Origin of the sequence: Psychromonas aquatilis, assembly GCF_038155185.1 — a bacterium.
Taxonomy (GTDB): Bacteria; Pseudomonadota; Gammaproteobacteria; order Enterobacterales; family Psychromonadaceae; genus Psychromonas; species Psychromonas aquatilis.
Window position 1 is genome coordinate 1 of sequence record NZ_JBAKAZ010000058.1, and the last position, 19,140, is coordinate 19,140.

The 19,140-nt window shown below is 38.1% G+C and carries 5 protein-coding genes and 1 riboswitch; all 5 genes read right to left on the reverse strand.

Features of this window, described 5'->3' with window-relative positions:
• Nucleotides 1-183 precede the first annotated feature (183 nt).
• Nucleotides 184-828, reverse strand: coding sequence for an adenylate kinase (gene adk / locus V6256_RS12745; protein WP_341598605.1), 645 nt, complete (start codon nt 826-828; stop codon nt 184-186).
• A gap of 132 nt (nt 829-960) precedes the next feature.
• A complete protein-coding gene (gene htpG / locus V6256_RS12750; protein ID WP_341598606.1) occupies nt 961-2,865 on the reverse strand; it encodes a molecular chaperone HtpG in 1,905 nt (634 codons plus the stop codon).
• A gap of 339 nt (nt 2,866-3,204) precedes the next feature.
• Nucleotides 3,205-4,128: a DMT family transporter gene (locus V6256_RS12755; RefSeq protein WP_341598607.1), complete on the reverse strand. Its 924-nt coding sequence runs from the start codon at nt 4,126-4,128 to the stop codon at nt 3,205-3,207.
• Nucleotides 4,129-4,512: 384 nt separating this feature from the next.
• A riboswitch (FMN riboswitch) is annotated at nt 4,513-4,687 on the reverse strand.
• A gap of 204 nt (nt 4,688-4,891) precedes the next feature.
• The gene (locus V6256_RS12760) at nt 4,892-5,347 is read right to left on the reverse strand and encodes a DUF302 domain-containing protein (RefSeq protein WP_341598608.1); all 456 of its coding nucleotides are present in this window, start codon (nt 5,345-5,347) and stop codon (nt 4,892-4,894) included.
• 213 nt (nt 5,348-5,560) lie between these two features.
• Nucleotides 5,561-19,084 carry a DUF5801 repeats-in-toxin domain-containing protein gene (locus V6256_RS12765; protein ID WP_341598609.1) on the reverse strand — a complete coding sequence of 4,508 codons (13,524 nt, stop codon included), beginning with the start codon at nt 19,082-19,084 and terminating at the stop codon, nt 5,561-5,563.
• Nucleotides 19,085-19,140 lie beyond the last annotated feature (56 nt).

The window sequence follows — 19,140 nt, forward strand, 5'->3', positions numbered from 1 at the left end:
TATGTGCTTTAGGGATTGGATGAAACTGACCAGTTAATTTTACAGATTGGTATTAGTAAAACTTATCATTGTTTCGCTTATCTCGCTCACTTTTAGCTAACGCCCATCATGTAAAATGATAAAAACCAAGCGTAATAAAAAAGGGGCTTACGCCCCTTTTATGATTGCAGAAATAACAATTTTTTAGCCCAAAATGTTAGCTAACTCTTGGCTAATTTCTTCAACAGGTTTAGTACCATCAAACTTATGGTGTGCACCGTTACCTTGTTTTGCTTCATTTTGATAATAATTAATCAAAGGCGCAGTTTGAGCATGATAAATCTCTAAACGCTTACGTACTGTTGCTTCTTCATCGTCAGGACGAATAACAAGGTCATCACCTGTTACATCATCTTTACCTTCCACTTTTGGTGGATTATAAATAACGTGGTAAGTACGACCCGATCCTGAATGAACTCGGCGGCCAGCCATACGTTTAACGATTTCTTCGTCTGGCACATCAAATTCTAATACGAAATCAACAATCACACCTGCTTCTTTCATTGCATCAGCTTGAGGAATCGTACGAGGGAAACCATCTAGTAAAAACCCTTTTGCACAGTCTTCTTGACTAATACGCTCTTTTACTAGACCAATGATCAATTCATCAGAGACCAATTGACCTGCATCCATCAACTCTTTTGCTTTTAAACCTAGCTCAGTTCCAGCTTTCGCTGCTGCACGTAACATGTCACCCGTTGAGATTTGTGGGATTCCATATTTATCCATCATGAATTGAGCTTGTGTCCCTTTACCAGCACCTGGTGCACCTAATAAGATAATGCGCATTCTAGCTTCCTATATAATTAATAAATTCCTACCTGAAATTTACACGGTTATGAGAATTTTCTCAAGATTATCAATACAAAAGGCCTGCATAAGCAGGCCTTCAACACACTTATTAAATTAATAAGTCTATTATTAAGCCAATAATAATTTATTTATTCTTGTAACGAATTCAGAAGGATCATCTAAACTTCCTTTTTCTGAAAGTACAGCCTGTGATAACAATAACTCAGCCCACTCTGTAAATAATTCTTCATCAGCCATATCAGCTAATTTTTTAATCATTACGTGTTCAGGGTTAAGCTCAAAAATAGGCTTGCTATCAGGCACAGGTTGTCCCATTTGTGCCATTAATTTAGCCATTTGAGTGCTCATATCATCATTATCTGCAACGATACATGAAGGAGTAGATGTTAGACGCTGTGTTAAACGTACATCTTTCACTTTATCACCTAACGCTTTTTTAGTGCGTTCGATAAAGCTAGCAAATTCAGTTTCTTGTTTTTCTTGCTCTTTTTTCTCTTCTTCAGTATCAAGTTTACCTAGATCTAAGTCACCTTGTGTCACGCTGATGAAAGCTTTACCGTCATACTCAGGTAAATGGCTTAATAACCACTCATCAACACGGTCTGATAGTAATAATACTTCGATACCTTTTTTACGTAAGATCTCTAGATGCGGGCTATTTTTAGCAGCATTGAAGGTATCAGCTGTAATGTAGTAAATTTTATCTTGCTCTTCACTCATGCGTGAAATGTAAGCATCTAAAGAAACTGTTTGCTCTGCGCTATCTGTCTCAGTTGAAGAGAAACGGAATAACTTAGCAATTTGCTCTTTATTACCAGCATCTTCAGCAGGGCCTTCTTTTAATACTTGACCAAACTCTTTCCAGAACGCGTTATATTCTTCTTCATTTTTCTTAGCAAACTTAGTTAGCATAGATAATGCACGCTTAGTACAAGCGCTACGTAACTTAGTTGTTACACGCGTATCTTGAAGAATTTCACGTGATACGTTCAGTGGTAAGTCATTTGAATCTAACACACCTTTCACAAAGCGTAAGTAAGTTGGCATGAACTGTTCAGCATCATCCATAATAAATACACGTTGTACGTATAATTTTAAGCCATGTGCTTTTTCACGATTCCATAGATCATATGGAGCACGTTTAGGGATATATAATAAGCTAGTGTATTCTTGCTCACCTTCTACTTTATTGTGAGACCAAGTTAGTGGATCTTCAAAGTCGTTTGCAATATGTTTGTAGAATTCTTTGTATTCTTCATCTTTTAAGTCGCTCTTAGCACAGTTCCACAGTGCCGTCGCTTTATTGATTGACTCCCAAGTTGCTTCAACAGCAGGTACTTTTTCGCCATCTGGTCCTTCTGACTCAGGCACAGCTTCTTTAAACATTTGTACTGGGATGCTGATATGGTCAGAATATTTAGAAACAACGCTACGTAATTTGTAGTCATTTAAAAATTCAGTTTCATCATCACGTAGATGTAAAATAATTTCAGTACCACGATCTGCTTTTTCAATGCTTGCAACAGTATAATCAGCTTCACCTGTTGATTCCCACATTGTACCTTGAGATGCATCTTCACCAGCTTTACGCGTATTAACCGTTACTTTATCTGCAACAATAAATGCAGAGTAGAAACCAACACCAAACTGACCAATTAATTGTGAATCTTTAACTTGATCGCCTGATAGCTGTTCGAAGAAGTCACTTGTACCTGACTTAGCAATTGTACCTAAATGCTCGATCACTTCATCGCGAGTCATACCGATACCGTTATCACTGATAGTGATCGTTTTTGCTTCTTCATCAAAGCTTAAACGTACACGTAAATCCGCATCGTTTTCAAATAGGCTACCATCAGATAGTGCTTTAAAGCGTAGTTTATCAGCGGCATCTGCTGCGTTAGAAACAAGTTCACGTAGGAAGATTTCTTTATTTGAATATAAAGAATGGATCATTAATTTAAGTAGTTTTCCAGTGTCAGCACTGAATGAATGATTTTGTTGCTGTTCCATAGTTATATTTCTCTCTTAAACAGTTGTTAATGGTGTTACTAAGATAATCAATAGATGGAGACAGTTAATGTAATTTCAAGAGCTATATTAAAATTTTTTATTAAACTTGATTAATTTTATTATTAATAGGAATACAGCACTTGCCTATTAAAGCTAATCAACCTTAGAAGGGACTTACATTTTTATTCAATGAAGTGACTATTTTTTCTGACTTTTTAAAGTGTTAATTTTCTGCAGATAAGCTGATTAGCAATATAAAAGAACGCTGGCTAGCAATCAATTCAGACCTTGTAGAATAGACCCTCTTTATTTATTAAAAGAAGGTCTCAGGCTGAAGTATTAAATGGCATTAACCTGCTTAGGAATAGGTTTATGCTGTACCATGGTACTTGCACCAATTAAAATAACAGCTCCAACTAATTGCACTTCCGTCATTGCCACATTCAAAAACAACCAATTGACAAAAATTGCGGCTACTGGGAAAAACATTTCAGCGAGCGTTGCCCAATGAGCTGGGATACGCTTTAAACCTTGATAGTAAAAGTACATACCTAGCACACCAGAAAGAAGTGCGAGTATTGCAACTTTTTGAATAATACTGATATCAATGGAGGTTATGATTGATGGTGTGATAAAAAGTAAAGGCAGCATACCTAATAAACCAAAACTAAAGCGTCCGGCCATTAAGTCGATACTGTCTAACCCTTTTGTACTGAGCTTTTTACCAAATACAGTAGCACTTCCCCAGCTGATGACTGCAAACAAAGCTAAACCATATCCCATCAAACTACTGTTGTTATGCTCAACATCCCCTTCTTTAAAGCTTGTTAATAAAGCAGTTAAATCAGGCCAAATAAGCAGTAAACTACCTAATAAAGCAATACCTAACCATAAAAAGAAGCGTGGATTAATTTTTTCTTTTAATAAGTAACAAGCAAGTGTCACTGCGACAAGCGGCTGTAGTTTTTGCAGTAAAATAACAACAGTAGGATTAGATAAGTAAAATGCTTCGGTAAAAGCCAGCGTACCAAGCGCTGAGCCCAAAAAGCCTATCACGATAAATGGCACTATTGTGTCACTTCTTAAAAAAGTAACTTTACGACGTTGAATAACAAAAATGCCAATCAATACCGTTAACACCATCAAGTGTTCAAACAACACTATTTGCTGAGCGCTTGAACCACCAAATAACAGTGGATAGCGAATCAATGTATCTGCAGCCCAAAGTAAGCATGCAAAAAATATAAAAGTAATACCTGTCATTACCATTCCCAAATCAAAAAAGAAGAGAAAGACAGAGCTTGGAAAGAATACAATTCAATAAAAGTATAGCTAAAGGTTTGTTAAGCCATACAATACTGAATAAAATAGATAGGTTATTTCACCGAGCAAGTATACCAGCGAATAGCAGGTACAAGCGCACAATAGCCCAAAGACCACACAAAAGTATAGAATACTGTTTTAGTAGTTTTTCATAGCAATTACATTAAAACAGCGATGTGAATTCTGCATATCAAAAATAACGTAACTTAAGACATCAGTAGATGTAAACAGTCATCCTATTTACAAAAATTACGACAAAATATAAGTTATTTTAACATGTAAAATAATCAGCTAGTGAGTGTAGTTACTATTACTATTTATCTATATCGATCTTCTTCCATCCGGACTTTAACCGTCGGCTTTGGCTTTTAACCAAATCTGCTTGTCCCTCATCATATGGTGATTTACACAATGAGGCGCTCGTGGGCTGTTGTAGTCATCTTTTTAGTCTGCTAGAAATACCACCGGTGGGGAATTTCACCCCGCCCTGAAGTCGAATTGCTCAAGCATAAATTACTTATGCTGAGCAACTATCATAATAATAAGGTTTTTTAAAAATACAAGTGAAATGATTTAGTTCACACTTATCTTCTAAAATAACAGGCTTTTTACTTACCGATTGTTTACGTAAAGCGTAAATAAGATAAGCATTGAGTAGATAAACAATGACATGCTCTTAACTCAGCATGGCACTGTCCATAGGTTATTTGGCAGCCGCACTGGTCAGTGCATGTAGTACAGCAGAAACTTTAGTAATAATCTTATCACAGCCTTCTAACTGATAGCGCTGCTTAAGAAACTCAGGATTATTATAAGTCAGCCATACTTTTTTATCAGCATCTTCCCAAATCAATATCTTTTGCGGTAAATCAATAGCAAACAGTTGATTACACTGCATTAAAGGGGTCCCAATAACAGGGTTACCAAAGATTATCACCTCTGTTTCTCTTAACGCCAGTTTAACACTTGCCGCATTCTTTTGATGATCGATTCGAGCAAATAATGTCAGCCCTTTATCCTCTATGATAGAAGCTAATTTATCAGCTGTTTGTTTAGCTGAATGTTGACTCTGAACAGAGACAAGGCTGTCTATTTTATTTTCATCTGCGTAACTTAATATTGAAAATGACAATAAAATAAGGGTTATTAATTTTTTCATAGGTATCTCTCTCTATAAATAATGGGTTAAGTTATCTTATCGACTTAAATTAACAAATCTACTTCTGTGGTGTATTTCAAGTATAAAATGAGTGACATGTTAAGCAATTTAATTAAATAAAAAGCAATAAAAAAGGGCCTACAGCCCTTTTTATTAGATAAGACAAGCTGCAACCTAATGATAGATTACAGCTTATTTCATTATTTTACTTTATTAATCAATGATAATACTTGTTTGAATTTGCAATGTAGCAGTATCACTACCATCAGTACTTGTATAAACAGTATAATCTTCATTACTATTTGCCACATCTTCACTCCATGTGCCATTAACTGAAGATAAGCTCACATGATCATTAGCATCACCATTAATAGTTAAGATATTATCGCCATCCGTCATACTTAATACATCATCCAGACTCAATGCAGTAATTTTATTTTCACCAGCAATACTTAAATCAAGAATCTCAATGTTATTTAAACTACTTGCTAACTGATCACTGCTTACACTCTCACCTAAACGCAGTTGAATTGTATCAGTGCTATCCAAACCATCAATTGAGCTACTATCGAAGACAAATACATCATCACCAGTGGTAGCTTGATACCCCTCTATAGAAGTGACAACTCCTTTACCAACATTAACCGTTGCCAAGATTGAATCGTCACTAAGAGCTGTTAGCGTATAGACATTATAATCTGCATCACTATCATCTAAAGTCCAGCCTGAAGTGAATGGATTGTTATCTTTAAGTAAAGTAACGCTATCACCGCTATCACCTTCTATTGTTAAGATATTTTCGTTATCTGTCATTGCTTGAATATCAGCCAAGCTTAAATTATCTAGATTATGATCATAATCTTCACTGCCTAAATTAATAACTTCAATATTCTTCAATATACCATCGGCATCACCAGCAAAATCTAGGTCTTCACCAAGTCTTAGGTTAATTGTATCACTACCAGCTAACCCATTAATTGTATTACCATCATACAGTAACGAGTTATCCGCAGAAGTCGCTAATTGTTCAGTCACATTAACAGTAATATTTTTAAACTCAGTCCACTCAGACGTATCGCCACCATCACTCTCGACTGTTTGCGCTCTTACTTGAATGGCTCCAAGTTCTGCTGCAGATTGAAGTACTCCCAAGTCAGTAACTTGATTTTCTGTCAACCCAGTGATTGTATAAGTCTCCGATTGTGCATCATAAGAGATATTAGTCGTATCACCAGTACTGATTGAAACGCCATCAACAAAAAATTCAGCGTACTCACCTACCCCACTAAATTGTAAAGTCACTGTTTCTACTGAGCTATCGTCACTGCCAACATCAACAGGATCAACCATTAATGGATTAAGATTAAAGCCAATAATGTTACCTTCATTACCAAAGCTCGTTGTTGGTGACAAAGTAACTCCATCAGCAACAGCTGAAACAGTTAAGTCAAATTTTTGAGCTGTGTTTAACGAAGAATCTGCCCCATTTTCTCCAGAGTTTACAATCAGTTCAAGATCAATAATTTCTCCACTCCAATAAGCTGGGGCCATTATACCAATATAATTTGGCATTTCCGTTGTACTGATTAACCAACTATTAGTCCCATCGCTACCGCCTGCATTTGTCGCTAACGAAGCTTCAGTTGCACTACTTAAGCTATCACCTATAAATACCAGGAAGTCATTTGGAACATTAGTCAATAACACATAATTAAGGCTTTCAGATCCATCGTCATCGATCAAGCCATTATCAGTAATATCTAATTGAATGACATTAGAACCATCAGATTGGGCTTGAGTAAATTCATTTTCAAGACCTGTCGCATCAGCGACCTCAAAGTCATACCCGCTATTACTAGGCTCTATTATACCAGTTCCAGTTACTGTAGTAGTTTCTATATTGTCAGCGCCCGTTTCTTGTCCTTGAACAGTGACAGAAATACTGACAGAGCCAGAACTATTCTCTCCTTCCTCTGATGGCAAGTAACTTAAAGTAACATCGCTGCTCGCATCAACGTCTTCTATAACGTAATAATCACCATCCGTTATACCCTCAATACCGGTTACAGCTGTCGTAGACAAAGCATCACCATTATAACTTAATGTACCACCAGTGACTGGCATCCCAGATTCATCAAGTTGTATATACAACTTACCATCAATTAATGTCCAATCAGGATCATCAGCCGCATTGCTCACATCAATAGTAAATATAAGTGGCTCGCTTGCCCCTTCATAAACTGACGGTGCATCAATGACTATATCCGCTTGGTCAGTAACAGGCACAACTTCGACATCTGTTGAGTCCCTAAAGACTTCATCTACCTGTGTTTGTGCACCACTTGCTGTATTGATGGTGGTTAGCGTTGCATTAAACTCAAATTCACCATCATCGGTATAATTATAATCAGCCGGTGGTGTAATAACGATTGAGTCCATTGCAGCTTGTAGATCATCATTACCTCCAGTACCAGATAAGGTCCAAACTTCTTCACCGTCAACAATGCTTGATGTCATACCTTCAACGGTTGTGCCTGCAGGTAAGTTATAGATAGTAATATTAAAAGCACTATTCACATCGACATCGACAGTACTACCATCAGCACCTGTAATAACAGTACTAATACTACCAGAGATAGCATCAGACAGTTTAAATGGTGTATCTTCCGTTGGGTTAAAATCTGTTGACTCCCAGCTATCAATATCTGCAGCTCCATTACCGCGATCTTGTTTGTCAAAGCCGATATTAAAATCAATGTCGGAGATCTGCGCTTGTTTTAACACACCATTATTACCATCTTCTGTGTTGATTGTAATGGTCAATGTTGAATCAATGGCACTAGCAGAAACATCAAAATCAATCGATAAAGTATAATCTTCTCTAATTTGATCAAGCATCTCATCTTGAATTAACCACTTACCATCACCCAAATAGTCTGCGCCATCAATTGCTACCCCATCAGGTATACCTTCGATTACAACACTCACTAACTCTTCACTACCATCATAGTCTTCATCGATATTGCCGATATCAAGATCGATAGTAAGGTTTCCGGTATTATCAACATTAATGGTATTACTAGCACTATCATAAAATTCAGTATCAACAATCGCTAAGGTTGGTTGATCGGTAATAGGGGTAATATCAATATGGTAAGTATCATCTGTTATCGTCGTTTGATCACCGCCGCCATTTAAACCAGGATCTTTAATTTCATATTTAATTTCAAAGTCAGTTAAAGGAATATCTACACCATCATTCTCTTGATTATCATAGTGACTGACATTATCTGCACTTTGAGCATAAATATTAGCTAATGCTTCACCTTCAATGAGGTACCAATTACCAGTATTATCATTAATTTCAGTAATATCGATCGTATTATCTAAAGCAGCCTCAGCAAGGGTTATCCCATCTTGCCCGTAAGTTAAGGAGATACCTGTCGCTTGCTCTAAGCTATCAATATTGATCCAAACCGCATCTAATACTTCATCGGTATCACCATTTTGAGTTTGAACAGCAAAGTTAAGCGCAGTACTTACATCTTCATCGATCACCGTACTCAAGTTAATAGTTGCTTCAGGTGAAGGAGTAATGGTTAAAGAAATAGTATTTGACTCCGTCAATGTGTCACCATCATTTTCAGTTGAAACTGTGCTTAACGTAAACTCTACATCACTATTATAATTTTCAGGAACAGTTAACTTAATATCATCATATTGACTTTTCATGACTGACCAGACACCCTCAGAAATACTGCTAGCCCCTTCTATACTGAACCCATCTGGCAAATCTGAAATAGTAAAGCTAACAACTTCTGAACCATCATTATCATCTTGAGTAAAGCCTGTAACAATAGCATTCAGCATAATATAACCATCATTATCAACGTCTGCTTCACTATAAGTTGGATCTTCTACAAGCTCTAACGTAACGTGGTCGGCTGCTCCTTTAGGCCTAACAGTTGCATATAAAGTATCACCTTCAGCAGTGTCTTCATAAAGCGAATCAGGATCTCCCGCAACCACTAAAGTATCAACTGTTTCAGTATCTATTTTCAATGTAAAGGAGTCATTACTATTCTCAGGCGCTTTAATTTCCATCGCCTTGCCTGCAACAGGATCAAAATAATCAATTTCTAGTGACCAAGTACCATTATCATCATTAACAATAATAACGCCTTCAGGTAAGTTCTCTACTGGTGTCTCATCTGTATATTCTTGACCATCATAACGAATAGTCGCACCTTCAGGGATATCTGAAATGGTGACATTAAACTCTTCTGATGAATCTGAGCTACTAGGTACAATAGACAACGGTATAAATACATCCTCAGTGCCAGTAATATTTTGTGAAACCACCGTAGTAGCTACATCGGCAACTGGTGAAATAAGAATGTTAGTGAGTGTTGCATAGGTAGAACTAGTCCACTCAGATTGGATACCTGTTTCAGGGTCTGTATCGACTGTATATGCCTGCACTTGAATTTCGAATGTTCCCGAAAAGTTCTTTGATGCTTTAAACTCTAATGTATCAAGATAATCAATTGGAACCTCAATGGCTGTACCGGTATAAGTTTGCGTTACCCATGTAGCACCATTATCAGTTGTATAACGGAACTGAGCACCATCTGCTTCACCATTAGCTGATATCGGAGTGAATAAAGCAAATGTTGCTTCACTCCCATCTGCATCTTGATTAACCCAACCAGCAAGCGGGCTTTCTGAACCATCAGTTCCTAAATCAAACCAAGTATCTTCTAGTCCGGTAGTTGAATATTCATGATCGCCGCTCATAGTTAAGTCAGCAACGTTATCGCCGTCAGTATCACTAATTTCATCAATCACATTATCATTGTTGTCATCGACACCTAATTCTTCTGCAACAGATGTAACTGTTACATCAATATCAACTTTGGTAATTGTACTATCTTGTTGTTCTTCACCATCTACTATTTGTGTATCGGTTGTTTCAACGCTAATGCTTATTACACTATCTGCGCTACTGTGCGCAGGTGGAGTTATCGTATAAGATGCATAATCGCCATTAACGATATCGCTATCCGGTATAGTGAAACCATCAAGGCCATTACCAGTAAATACCGCTTCTCCTTCTGCATTAGAAAGAATCCAATCACTAGGAAGCGCATTAATAACAATACCTGTAACCTCTTCTCCTGTATCTGAGAACTGGATTGTATTAAGGAATAATACTGCCGTATCTTCCTCTGTATTAACACTCTCAATCGTAACTTGGTCGGCAACAGGGTCAACATAAAGATTTAACGTAACACTATTATTATCAGTATTGCTTTCTGAAACTCCTGCTTTATTCTTCCCTGCATTATTATCATTAAAGCCGTCGGCGTCGTAATCTTGTGCATTAATAGTGATATTAATACCTTCTAAATCACCACTAAAGTTACTACCCGCACCAATAGTAATATTCTTAAAGCTATCAATACCTCCTGTTTGCCCTGCATCACCTTGTCTACTGTTAATAGTGAGTGAATCACCAGATCCTACTTCTCTACCACGAACAAAAATGACTTCACCAGTATTATTTTCAAATGTGATAGAACGAACTTCACTACCATCAAGATCAGTAAAAGATGCCTTTAAAATATCATTAATTTTAAAGCTCGTATCTTCTTTAACCGTCACCTTTGCTGTTTTATCTTCATCGTCATACGTCACGCTTTCTATATTATCTATACTTGAAGCATCTTCACCGTTAAATAACAGCTCAGCGTCATCAGTTACAGCTTTGACATAAACAAGTACTTCTGTTGAATTTTCTGCACCAGCTACGCCATCAATTGGATCTCCTGATAAATCGACCTCATAACTGGTCACAGATGCATTAACCGTAAAGTTAGTATGATCATTTTCTGCAGGGATAACTTGTAAGGCTTCAAACTGAGCCAATGTCATAACTAAATCTGCTTCTGCCTCAGCTCCGTTAATATGAGTACCATCGCTGATGAAGACAGTCACTGCTGCTCCTGTTGAAGGGTAATTGATTGCAGCGGAGCCTGTTACCTCAGCTGCTATCAGTGTTACACCTTGAGGTATACCAGTTAATGTAATAACACCTAATAGCTCAGGGTTATCGCCATACACATCTGTATCACTGTCATTGTTATCAGTTGCATCAACAATAACAGGCGTTTTGAAACCTAGTGCAACAGCTGTATCTTCAAGTGTAGAAACCGAAGAAGCATTAGCCTCAAATTCAGGTGCATCAGAAACAGGAGTAACAGTGACATTGACAGTCGTCGATGAAGTTACTCCATTTTCTATTGTTTGATAGGTAAATGAATCTGATCCGCTGTAATTTCCATTAGGAATATAAGTAATTGTACCGTCTGAATTGACGACTGCCTCACCATGCTCAGCTTGCGTTGCAATATTAGTATTATTTGCGTTTGCATCAGCAGATGTATTAAAGGTATTACCTTCATCACCTTGGTCACTATCTTCATTAACAACAAGCACCTGATCTGCAGGAACATCATCTATAACCGTTATAGTAAAACTATCGCTATCTATATCATTATCACTATCAGTAACAATAACATCAAATCCAAGTTCAATAGGAGCTGTTGAGGTATGATCTATTGTACTATTCAGCGTAAACTCATAGCTAGCATTCGCTGTATCACCATCAATAATGTTAACGGTAAAGACTTTATCTTCCTCTGTCTCCAAACTATTATCCCGGTAGGCAATGAGCGTTGAGCCGTTATCCGATATGACATATTTAATAGCAACGCCATTAGATGTAAGGGTAGTACTCCCTGCAATAGTATTATCGAAGCTAACAACAAAATCATCTTCACCTGAATCGACACTTAAACTTCCAGTAACAGTTAAAGCTTGCTCATCTGGATCAGTACCTAAAACAAGGTTTTTCTCATCAACAGTTTGATCTGTAACATCATCAAATTCCGGTACGGTATCAGTCACAGTAATCACTTGAGTCGCAGAATTACCTATTAAATCTCCATCATTATCAATTACTTGATATGTGAAACTATCATCTAAAGAGGTATCATAATCAGGTTGTTCATGATCTGCCGAGTTGACCGCAGTGTAACTCCAAGAGCCATCTGCCTTAACGGTTAATGAGCCATATTGTGTTTCTACTGTTACGCCAACTTCATCTGCTGGGACTTCAGCCGTTTTTGGTGAACCATCTCGAGCTGTGTAACTAATCTGTTTCACAGCGCCTCCATCAGCACCCAAGATATCGTTTGCTAATAAGTTATCACCCATATTATCTGAACCAACAACACTCCCCCCTTCTACTACTGTCACGGCAATATCATTAACTGGCGTTAATGGCACATCATCGGTTACATTAATAGTTAATGAGCTATTAACTGTTGAATCTATATCAGAAACGGCATAGTCAACTTTTATAGCCATATTATTTTCTGTCGCGCCTTCAGCATGGTCTAAAGGTTGGCTTAATGTCATTGAGATACTTTGTGCCTCACCCGCTGCATCATTTATATTATTTAGTTGTAACACAAAGACTGTCGTACCATTTGCATCTGCAGTTAAAGTATGACCATCGTCTGAAAGAGTATATGTTAAATCAGTTGAACCTGACGTTAGTCCTTGATCTGTTAATGTTGTAATAGTGTTATTGTTAAAAGCAACATCTTCAATATCATCTTGGCTTTTAACAATATCCAAGTCAGTAGTAACGATATTAGTCTCTGTTGTATTTGTACTACCTAACGAAACTATATTTTCCTCATCAATCGCTAGTTCGACTTTATTGATTGTTGGATCTGTATCAGTAATAGTAATATCCTGAATAGCGGAGTTCGATATACTTCCGTCATCATCTATTAAATGGTAACTAAAGCTACCTGTAGTAGATTCATTATCATGATCGAAACTATCGTTAGGTTCAAAACTCCACTCGCCATTACTATTTACCGTTAACAGGCCTGTTGGCGTCATAACTGATGTAGATGTCGTAGGTAAAGTAAACTCAAATATTTGAGTATCGCCATTTACATCGGTATAAGTAAAGTCATTAATAGTCGTTACATCATCATCCGAGGATAAAGTATCATTACCTATAACATTTCCAGTAAATGATGCAGCTCCTTCAACTTCAGTAATGTCTTTTTCATCAACGGCAACGGGGACACTGTCTGTAACATTAATAGGTTGATCTGCCCAATCACTAATATCACCATCATTATCTTGAATCGTATAACTAAATAAATCTGAAAGTGGTTTTCCATCAGTATGAGTCAGGCTAGGATCCGCTTGATATGACCATGAGCCATCAGGATTAATCGTTAAGCTAGCATATTGAGTAGTAATGGTTTGTGTAGCATTACCAAGAACAATAGATTGCTGATCTCCATTTTCATCGTTATAACGTACTGCGTATATCTGTGCCGTATCTGCGCCTTGAGTATCATTGTCTAACAGATTACTGGTGCCCTCGGTCCACCCGGTGCCATTATATCCAATTAAATCAGCTCCTTCTAAAACGCTAACAGCTGCTTGGTTTAATACTGTAGGAGTGTCATCTATGACACTCACGGTAAAGCTACTAGTCGCTTTATCCCCATCCGTATCAGTCACAACAAAATCAAATGATAAATCAATAGCATTGTCATCGTTGCCATTAGGGTGATCTAGTACAGCTAACAATACAAAACTATAGCCAACACCACTATTTGTTGCATTTGGATCAGTAATAGTCGCAGTAAATATTTTTTCAGAGCCCGCTGTAGCAGTTAATGTATAACCACTCACCTCATAGCTTAATTCCACTCCATTGGACATAAGGGTTAATGCTTCTAATGTCTCTTCAATATCCGATGCAAATTGTGTGTCAATATCATCTGCAGACAGACCGACCTCTAAACTACCCGTTTGAGTCAATGCTGTCATATCAGTATCGGAACCAACACCTAAATTTTTCTCATTGACTTCCAGCCCCTCGATAACACCAATAGTTGGACCGTCATCGGTGAAGGTGAATTGGCCACCTATATTAATCGTTTCACTATCGTTTAGACTATCGCCATCACCGTCAGTGATCGTTGCAGTGCCTGTTAACGTAATTAGCTCCGCTAAAAGCCCTTGCTGATCATCACTAAAGTCGGCTTGATTAACTTGCTCTTGAACGTGATCAATTGCTGCTGTTTGGGTTAATGTAACCTCTCCTGTCAATGCATTCACTTCAATGGTAAATACGGAGTTACCACCTGCACTACCAGTAATAATATTGCCTGATTGACTAAGCGTGATAGCTTCTCCACCACTGGTTAAACCTGTTGCAATATCAGTAAAGGCAATGGCATAACTCCATACCGTAGTACCTTCGCCATCAGCACCATAACTTGATGTATTAATAGCAAAAGCACCAGAAAAATCTTTAGTGTCTGAGCTGCTCGCTGCAGCAACAAGATCTACATCATTTGTTACAAGTTCAGATAATGTTGCTCCCGTTGTTGCTATTTCAATGCTTGGCCCATCATCTAAGAAGTTGAAGCTATCTCCGATATCTACGCTACTAATAACTTCATCATTATCACCATCTATTACTGTTGCACTAATCGTCACGGCATCGCTATTAAGGGTAATTGCGTCATTTGCATTATTAGTATCTGCATGTTCGACTGCACGAACTTGAGTTAATGAAACGTCACCTGTCACTGGGTCAAGGACAATGGTAAATACAGTTTCACCCGAACCATCGACTTTACCTATAACCTCAGTGCCATCGCTGTTTATGGTAAGCACAACATTAGAATTCGTCGCTGTATCAACTAAACCACTCACTGCATTTATAGCAAGTTGATAAGATGTAGCATTAGTAATAGCTGCGCCATCTGCGCCATGATTAATTTCAAACAACACACTTAGATCTGCTGTATCAGTATTGCCAGAGTCATTTGTATCTTCAATGCTCGTCTCATCTACTGATAAATCAATCACTTGATCAGTTTGTTTGATTACAGGGATATCATCGACAATACGTACACTTAGGTCACTGGTGGTACTATCGCCATCCATATCCTCTAAGTACACTTCAAATGACTCAAATAAATTATCGATACCTGCATCACTATGTGTTTCATTGTCAATAAGAGTATAAGTATAGCTAACGACGCCTTCCTCATAACCGGTAATTGATAATTGATTGCCTAATGCTGTGGTGAAGGTAACAGGTAAGCTTGTTGTTATGTTATCTACAACCAACTGATAAGCTTCACCATTATGATTAATGTTAAGCGCTGCAATGCCATCTGCTGAGGAGATAGTGAAATCACCAGTTCCCGTTACTAGACTTGGTGTAATCGTATCAGTACCATTAATTAGCTGATTTTCATAAACAACGGTATCTCCACCACCTACTTCTGGTGTTAAGTTAGATATACTCCCCACTGCATCATCGATACCAATAGTAAGCGTTGCATGATCACTATCGTTATCACCATCTGTTAGAGTGTATTCAAACTCTTCTTCAACATCACCAGGAGTTAAGTCATTACGTACATATTCATAACTTCCGTCTGCATAGATGGTTAATTCGCCATAGGTTGCCTGTATTACTAACGAACTAGCACCATCAGTCGGTACATTATAAGTCGTTCCATCAAAGCTTACTTCTGTCACCGTTGCGGTATCAGCACCTTCAATATCTACTCCATCATCAGTACCAACATTATCTGTAATCACATTACCAGTGATAACATCCGTACCAGAATTATCATTATCTTCAGCAACTGGTGCATCATCGGTTACATTAACAACGAAGGTACTTGTCGCACTATCATTATCACCATCCGTTGCTTGGTAATTAAAGGTTAAACTGTGTGTGTTTGTATTTAAATGTTGCATAGCACCCTGAAGTTCAAAGCTATAACTCGCTTGTCCTTCATTATCAATGCTAAGTGTCACTGTAAAGACCGGATCATTACCATCATTTCTTGTTGCAGTAATGGTATCACCATTGATATTCAACGTAATATCGCTGTTACCACTTGTGTTTAACCATTCATTTAATGCACTCTGATCTTCAGTGAAAGTCAGTGTATTGGCCGCATCGCTGCCAAAATCGACAGCAAGGTTCTCAGAAACTGTAGTTCGTACTAATGCAGGATCACTGCCATTATCTAAGTGCTCTTCATCAACGTAACTCTCAACAGGAGTACCGCCTATACTAGGACCTTCATCAGCAAAGCTGAAACGGCCACCAATAGCGACAGTTGAGCTTACCTTATCTGCATCGCCATCCGTTGCTGTAGCAACTAAATTAATACTATCATTAGCTAAGGTAACGATATCATTGGCTGAATTACTATCACTATGTTGAATTGCACGTAGTTGCTCTAATTGCACGGTACCATTAACATCTACTGTAATAATGAATGTGATATCCCCTGAGGTACTAAGCTGCCCCTCAATTGCACCATCTTCACTTATAACTAAATCAATAGCCTCTCCTGTTTCTGTATCCACTAAACCAGAAACGCTATTCGTCACCTCAAAACTATATTCCAAATTACCTGAAACTGCAGCACCATCGGCTCCAAAATCAATCATAAATGCATCAGAATAATCGGCTGAAGCAGCTACTCCAAATGCACTTTCAGCAACTTGGATGGCATCTAACTCAGTATCTTTAGTAGTAACAACAGGAACATCATCAATAACCAATACATCTAACGTACCAGCTCCTGTTACTGGAGAAGTAACACCAGCAATATTTTCAGCCTCAACGGTTAGTTGAATTGTATTGAGTAAATCATTAACTCCTTCGCCTTCAGGGTGGCTCTGAACATCTGTCAGCTCGTAGGTGTAATCAATCTCCCACTCAACATCTTCGCCATTCGTCGTGGATGTTGCCGTAAAATTATTTAACATTATTTCACCGTGATCAGTAATAACAACTGTTTGTGGGTTAACACTTAAATCATTTAATTGTGCAAGTGTAATTTCGGTGCCTGCAATTGAAATACTAATTAGCCCTGTCGCTGCAGAAACTTTTAATGTGCCATCCGTTATCTCTGAATCATCAGTATTATCTCCAACACCTTTATCATAGACACTAATTTGCCCATCTATATTGCTACCATTGATATCAACGGCAGTAATGGTCGGTGCATCGAATATAGTGCTAGTAACAGAATCTTGAGCTGCATCAACTAATAAATTCTCAAAGCCTTTATCTACTCCATCATTATCTTCGAGGCTACTAATTGAAACGGTTAACGACTCACTTAACTCTGAAAGGCTATCAACATTCGTTGAAACGGTGAAACTTGCTTCTGAGCTATTAGCATTAATAATAATACTTGTTGGTAGTTCACCGACATCAGTACTATCAGCAACACCTCCCCAGTTAAGGTTAATCGTAACCTCTTTATCTGCTGCAACAGTAACTTCATCTCCATTTTCATCGATAAGGTTAACGGTGTAAGTTAAGGCTCCACCTTCGAAGACAGAATCTTGATCAACAGAGATTTGTGCGTATACATTATTAATCGTATCAACAACTTCAACACTAACTTTGTTAGAAAAATCTAATTTTTCGTAATTTCCTGCACCATTAGAGCCGATAATTTGATATGTAACGCCTTCCTTATCAATATAGACATCTTCCCCATTTGGGTTGTCAAATGTAACACGGCCTTCGGTTTGACCCACTGCAATGGTGATTTGCTCACCATTGTTTAAATATAAAACTAAATCTGAGTTTTCTGGGGCATTATCCACTGTCGCGGTGATGTTAATATCAGTGCCTTCCTCGACAGTATTACTGCTCAGGGTAACCGTACTGGTATCGGTTGTATCAATAACGGTTACCGTTGACGTAGCATCACTATTAAACTCTTCGTAGTTACCGCCCGTCGCGGAATCAATCGTGTAGCTCAGGTCTTCACCGTCAACATACGCATCGTCACCATTTGGATTAGCAAACGTCACACTGCCTGTCGTGGCACCCACGTCAATTGTGATCGTTTCACCATTATCTAATGTCACCACTAATGGCGTATCGACCGGAGCATTGTCCACCGATGCAGTAATAGTGATATCAGTGCCTTCCGCCACCGTTGGATTATCTAAGGTGATCGTAGTCGTATCAAGCGTATCCGTCACTGTCACTGTTGAAACAGCATCGGTATTAAGATTTTCGTAATTACCGCCCGTTGATGAAGTGATGGCATACGTTAGTGTCTCACCATCCAAGTAAACATCTTCTGTGTTGGGATTAGCAAAGGTCACGCTACCTGTGGTTTGGCCTGCTGTGATAGTAATGAATTGACCATTATCAAGAGTTAATAACAAATCACTATTTTGAGGTGCATCGGTAACTGTCGCCGTAATAGTGATCTCGCTGCCTTCTGCAACCGTGCTATCCGATAAGGTCACCACTGCTTCCGTTGATGTATCTTCCACAATGACCGTGGTTGTACTGCTGGTATCTAACGCTTCGTAATTGCCGCCACCATTAGAGCCAATAATTTGATATGTAATGTCTTCCTTATCAACATACACATCTTCCCCATTTGGGTTGTCAAATGTGACACGGCCTTCGGTTTGACCCACTGCAATGGTAATTTGCTCACCATTGTTCAAATATAAAACTAAATCAGAGTCTTTAGGGGCATTATCCACTGTCGCAGTGATAGTAATATCAGTGCCTTCCTCGACATTATTACTGCTAAGGGTAACCTTACTCGTATCAATCGTATCACCTACCGTTACCGTTGACGTCGCATCACTATTAAGCGCTTCGTAATTAC

Bases quoted from the DNA above. Each gene is read 5' to 3' on its own strand.
- adk (WP_341598605.1), bottom strand. From the start codon at position 828: ATGCGCATTATCTTATTAGGTGCACCAGGTGCTGGTAAAGGGACACAA.
- htpG (WP_341598606.1), bottom strand. From the start codon at position 2,865: ATGGAACAGCAACAAAATCATTCATTCAGTGCTGACACTGGAAAACTA.
- V6256_RS12755 (WP_341598607.1), bottom strand. From the start codon at position 4,128: ATGACAGGTATTACTTTTATATTTTTTGCATGCTTACTTTGGGCTGCA.
- V6256_RS12760 (WP_341598608.1), bottom strand. From the start codon at position 5,347: ATGAAAAAATTAATAACCCTTATTTTATTGTCATTTTCAATATTAAGT.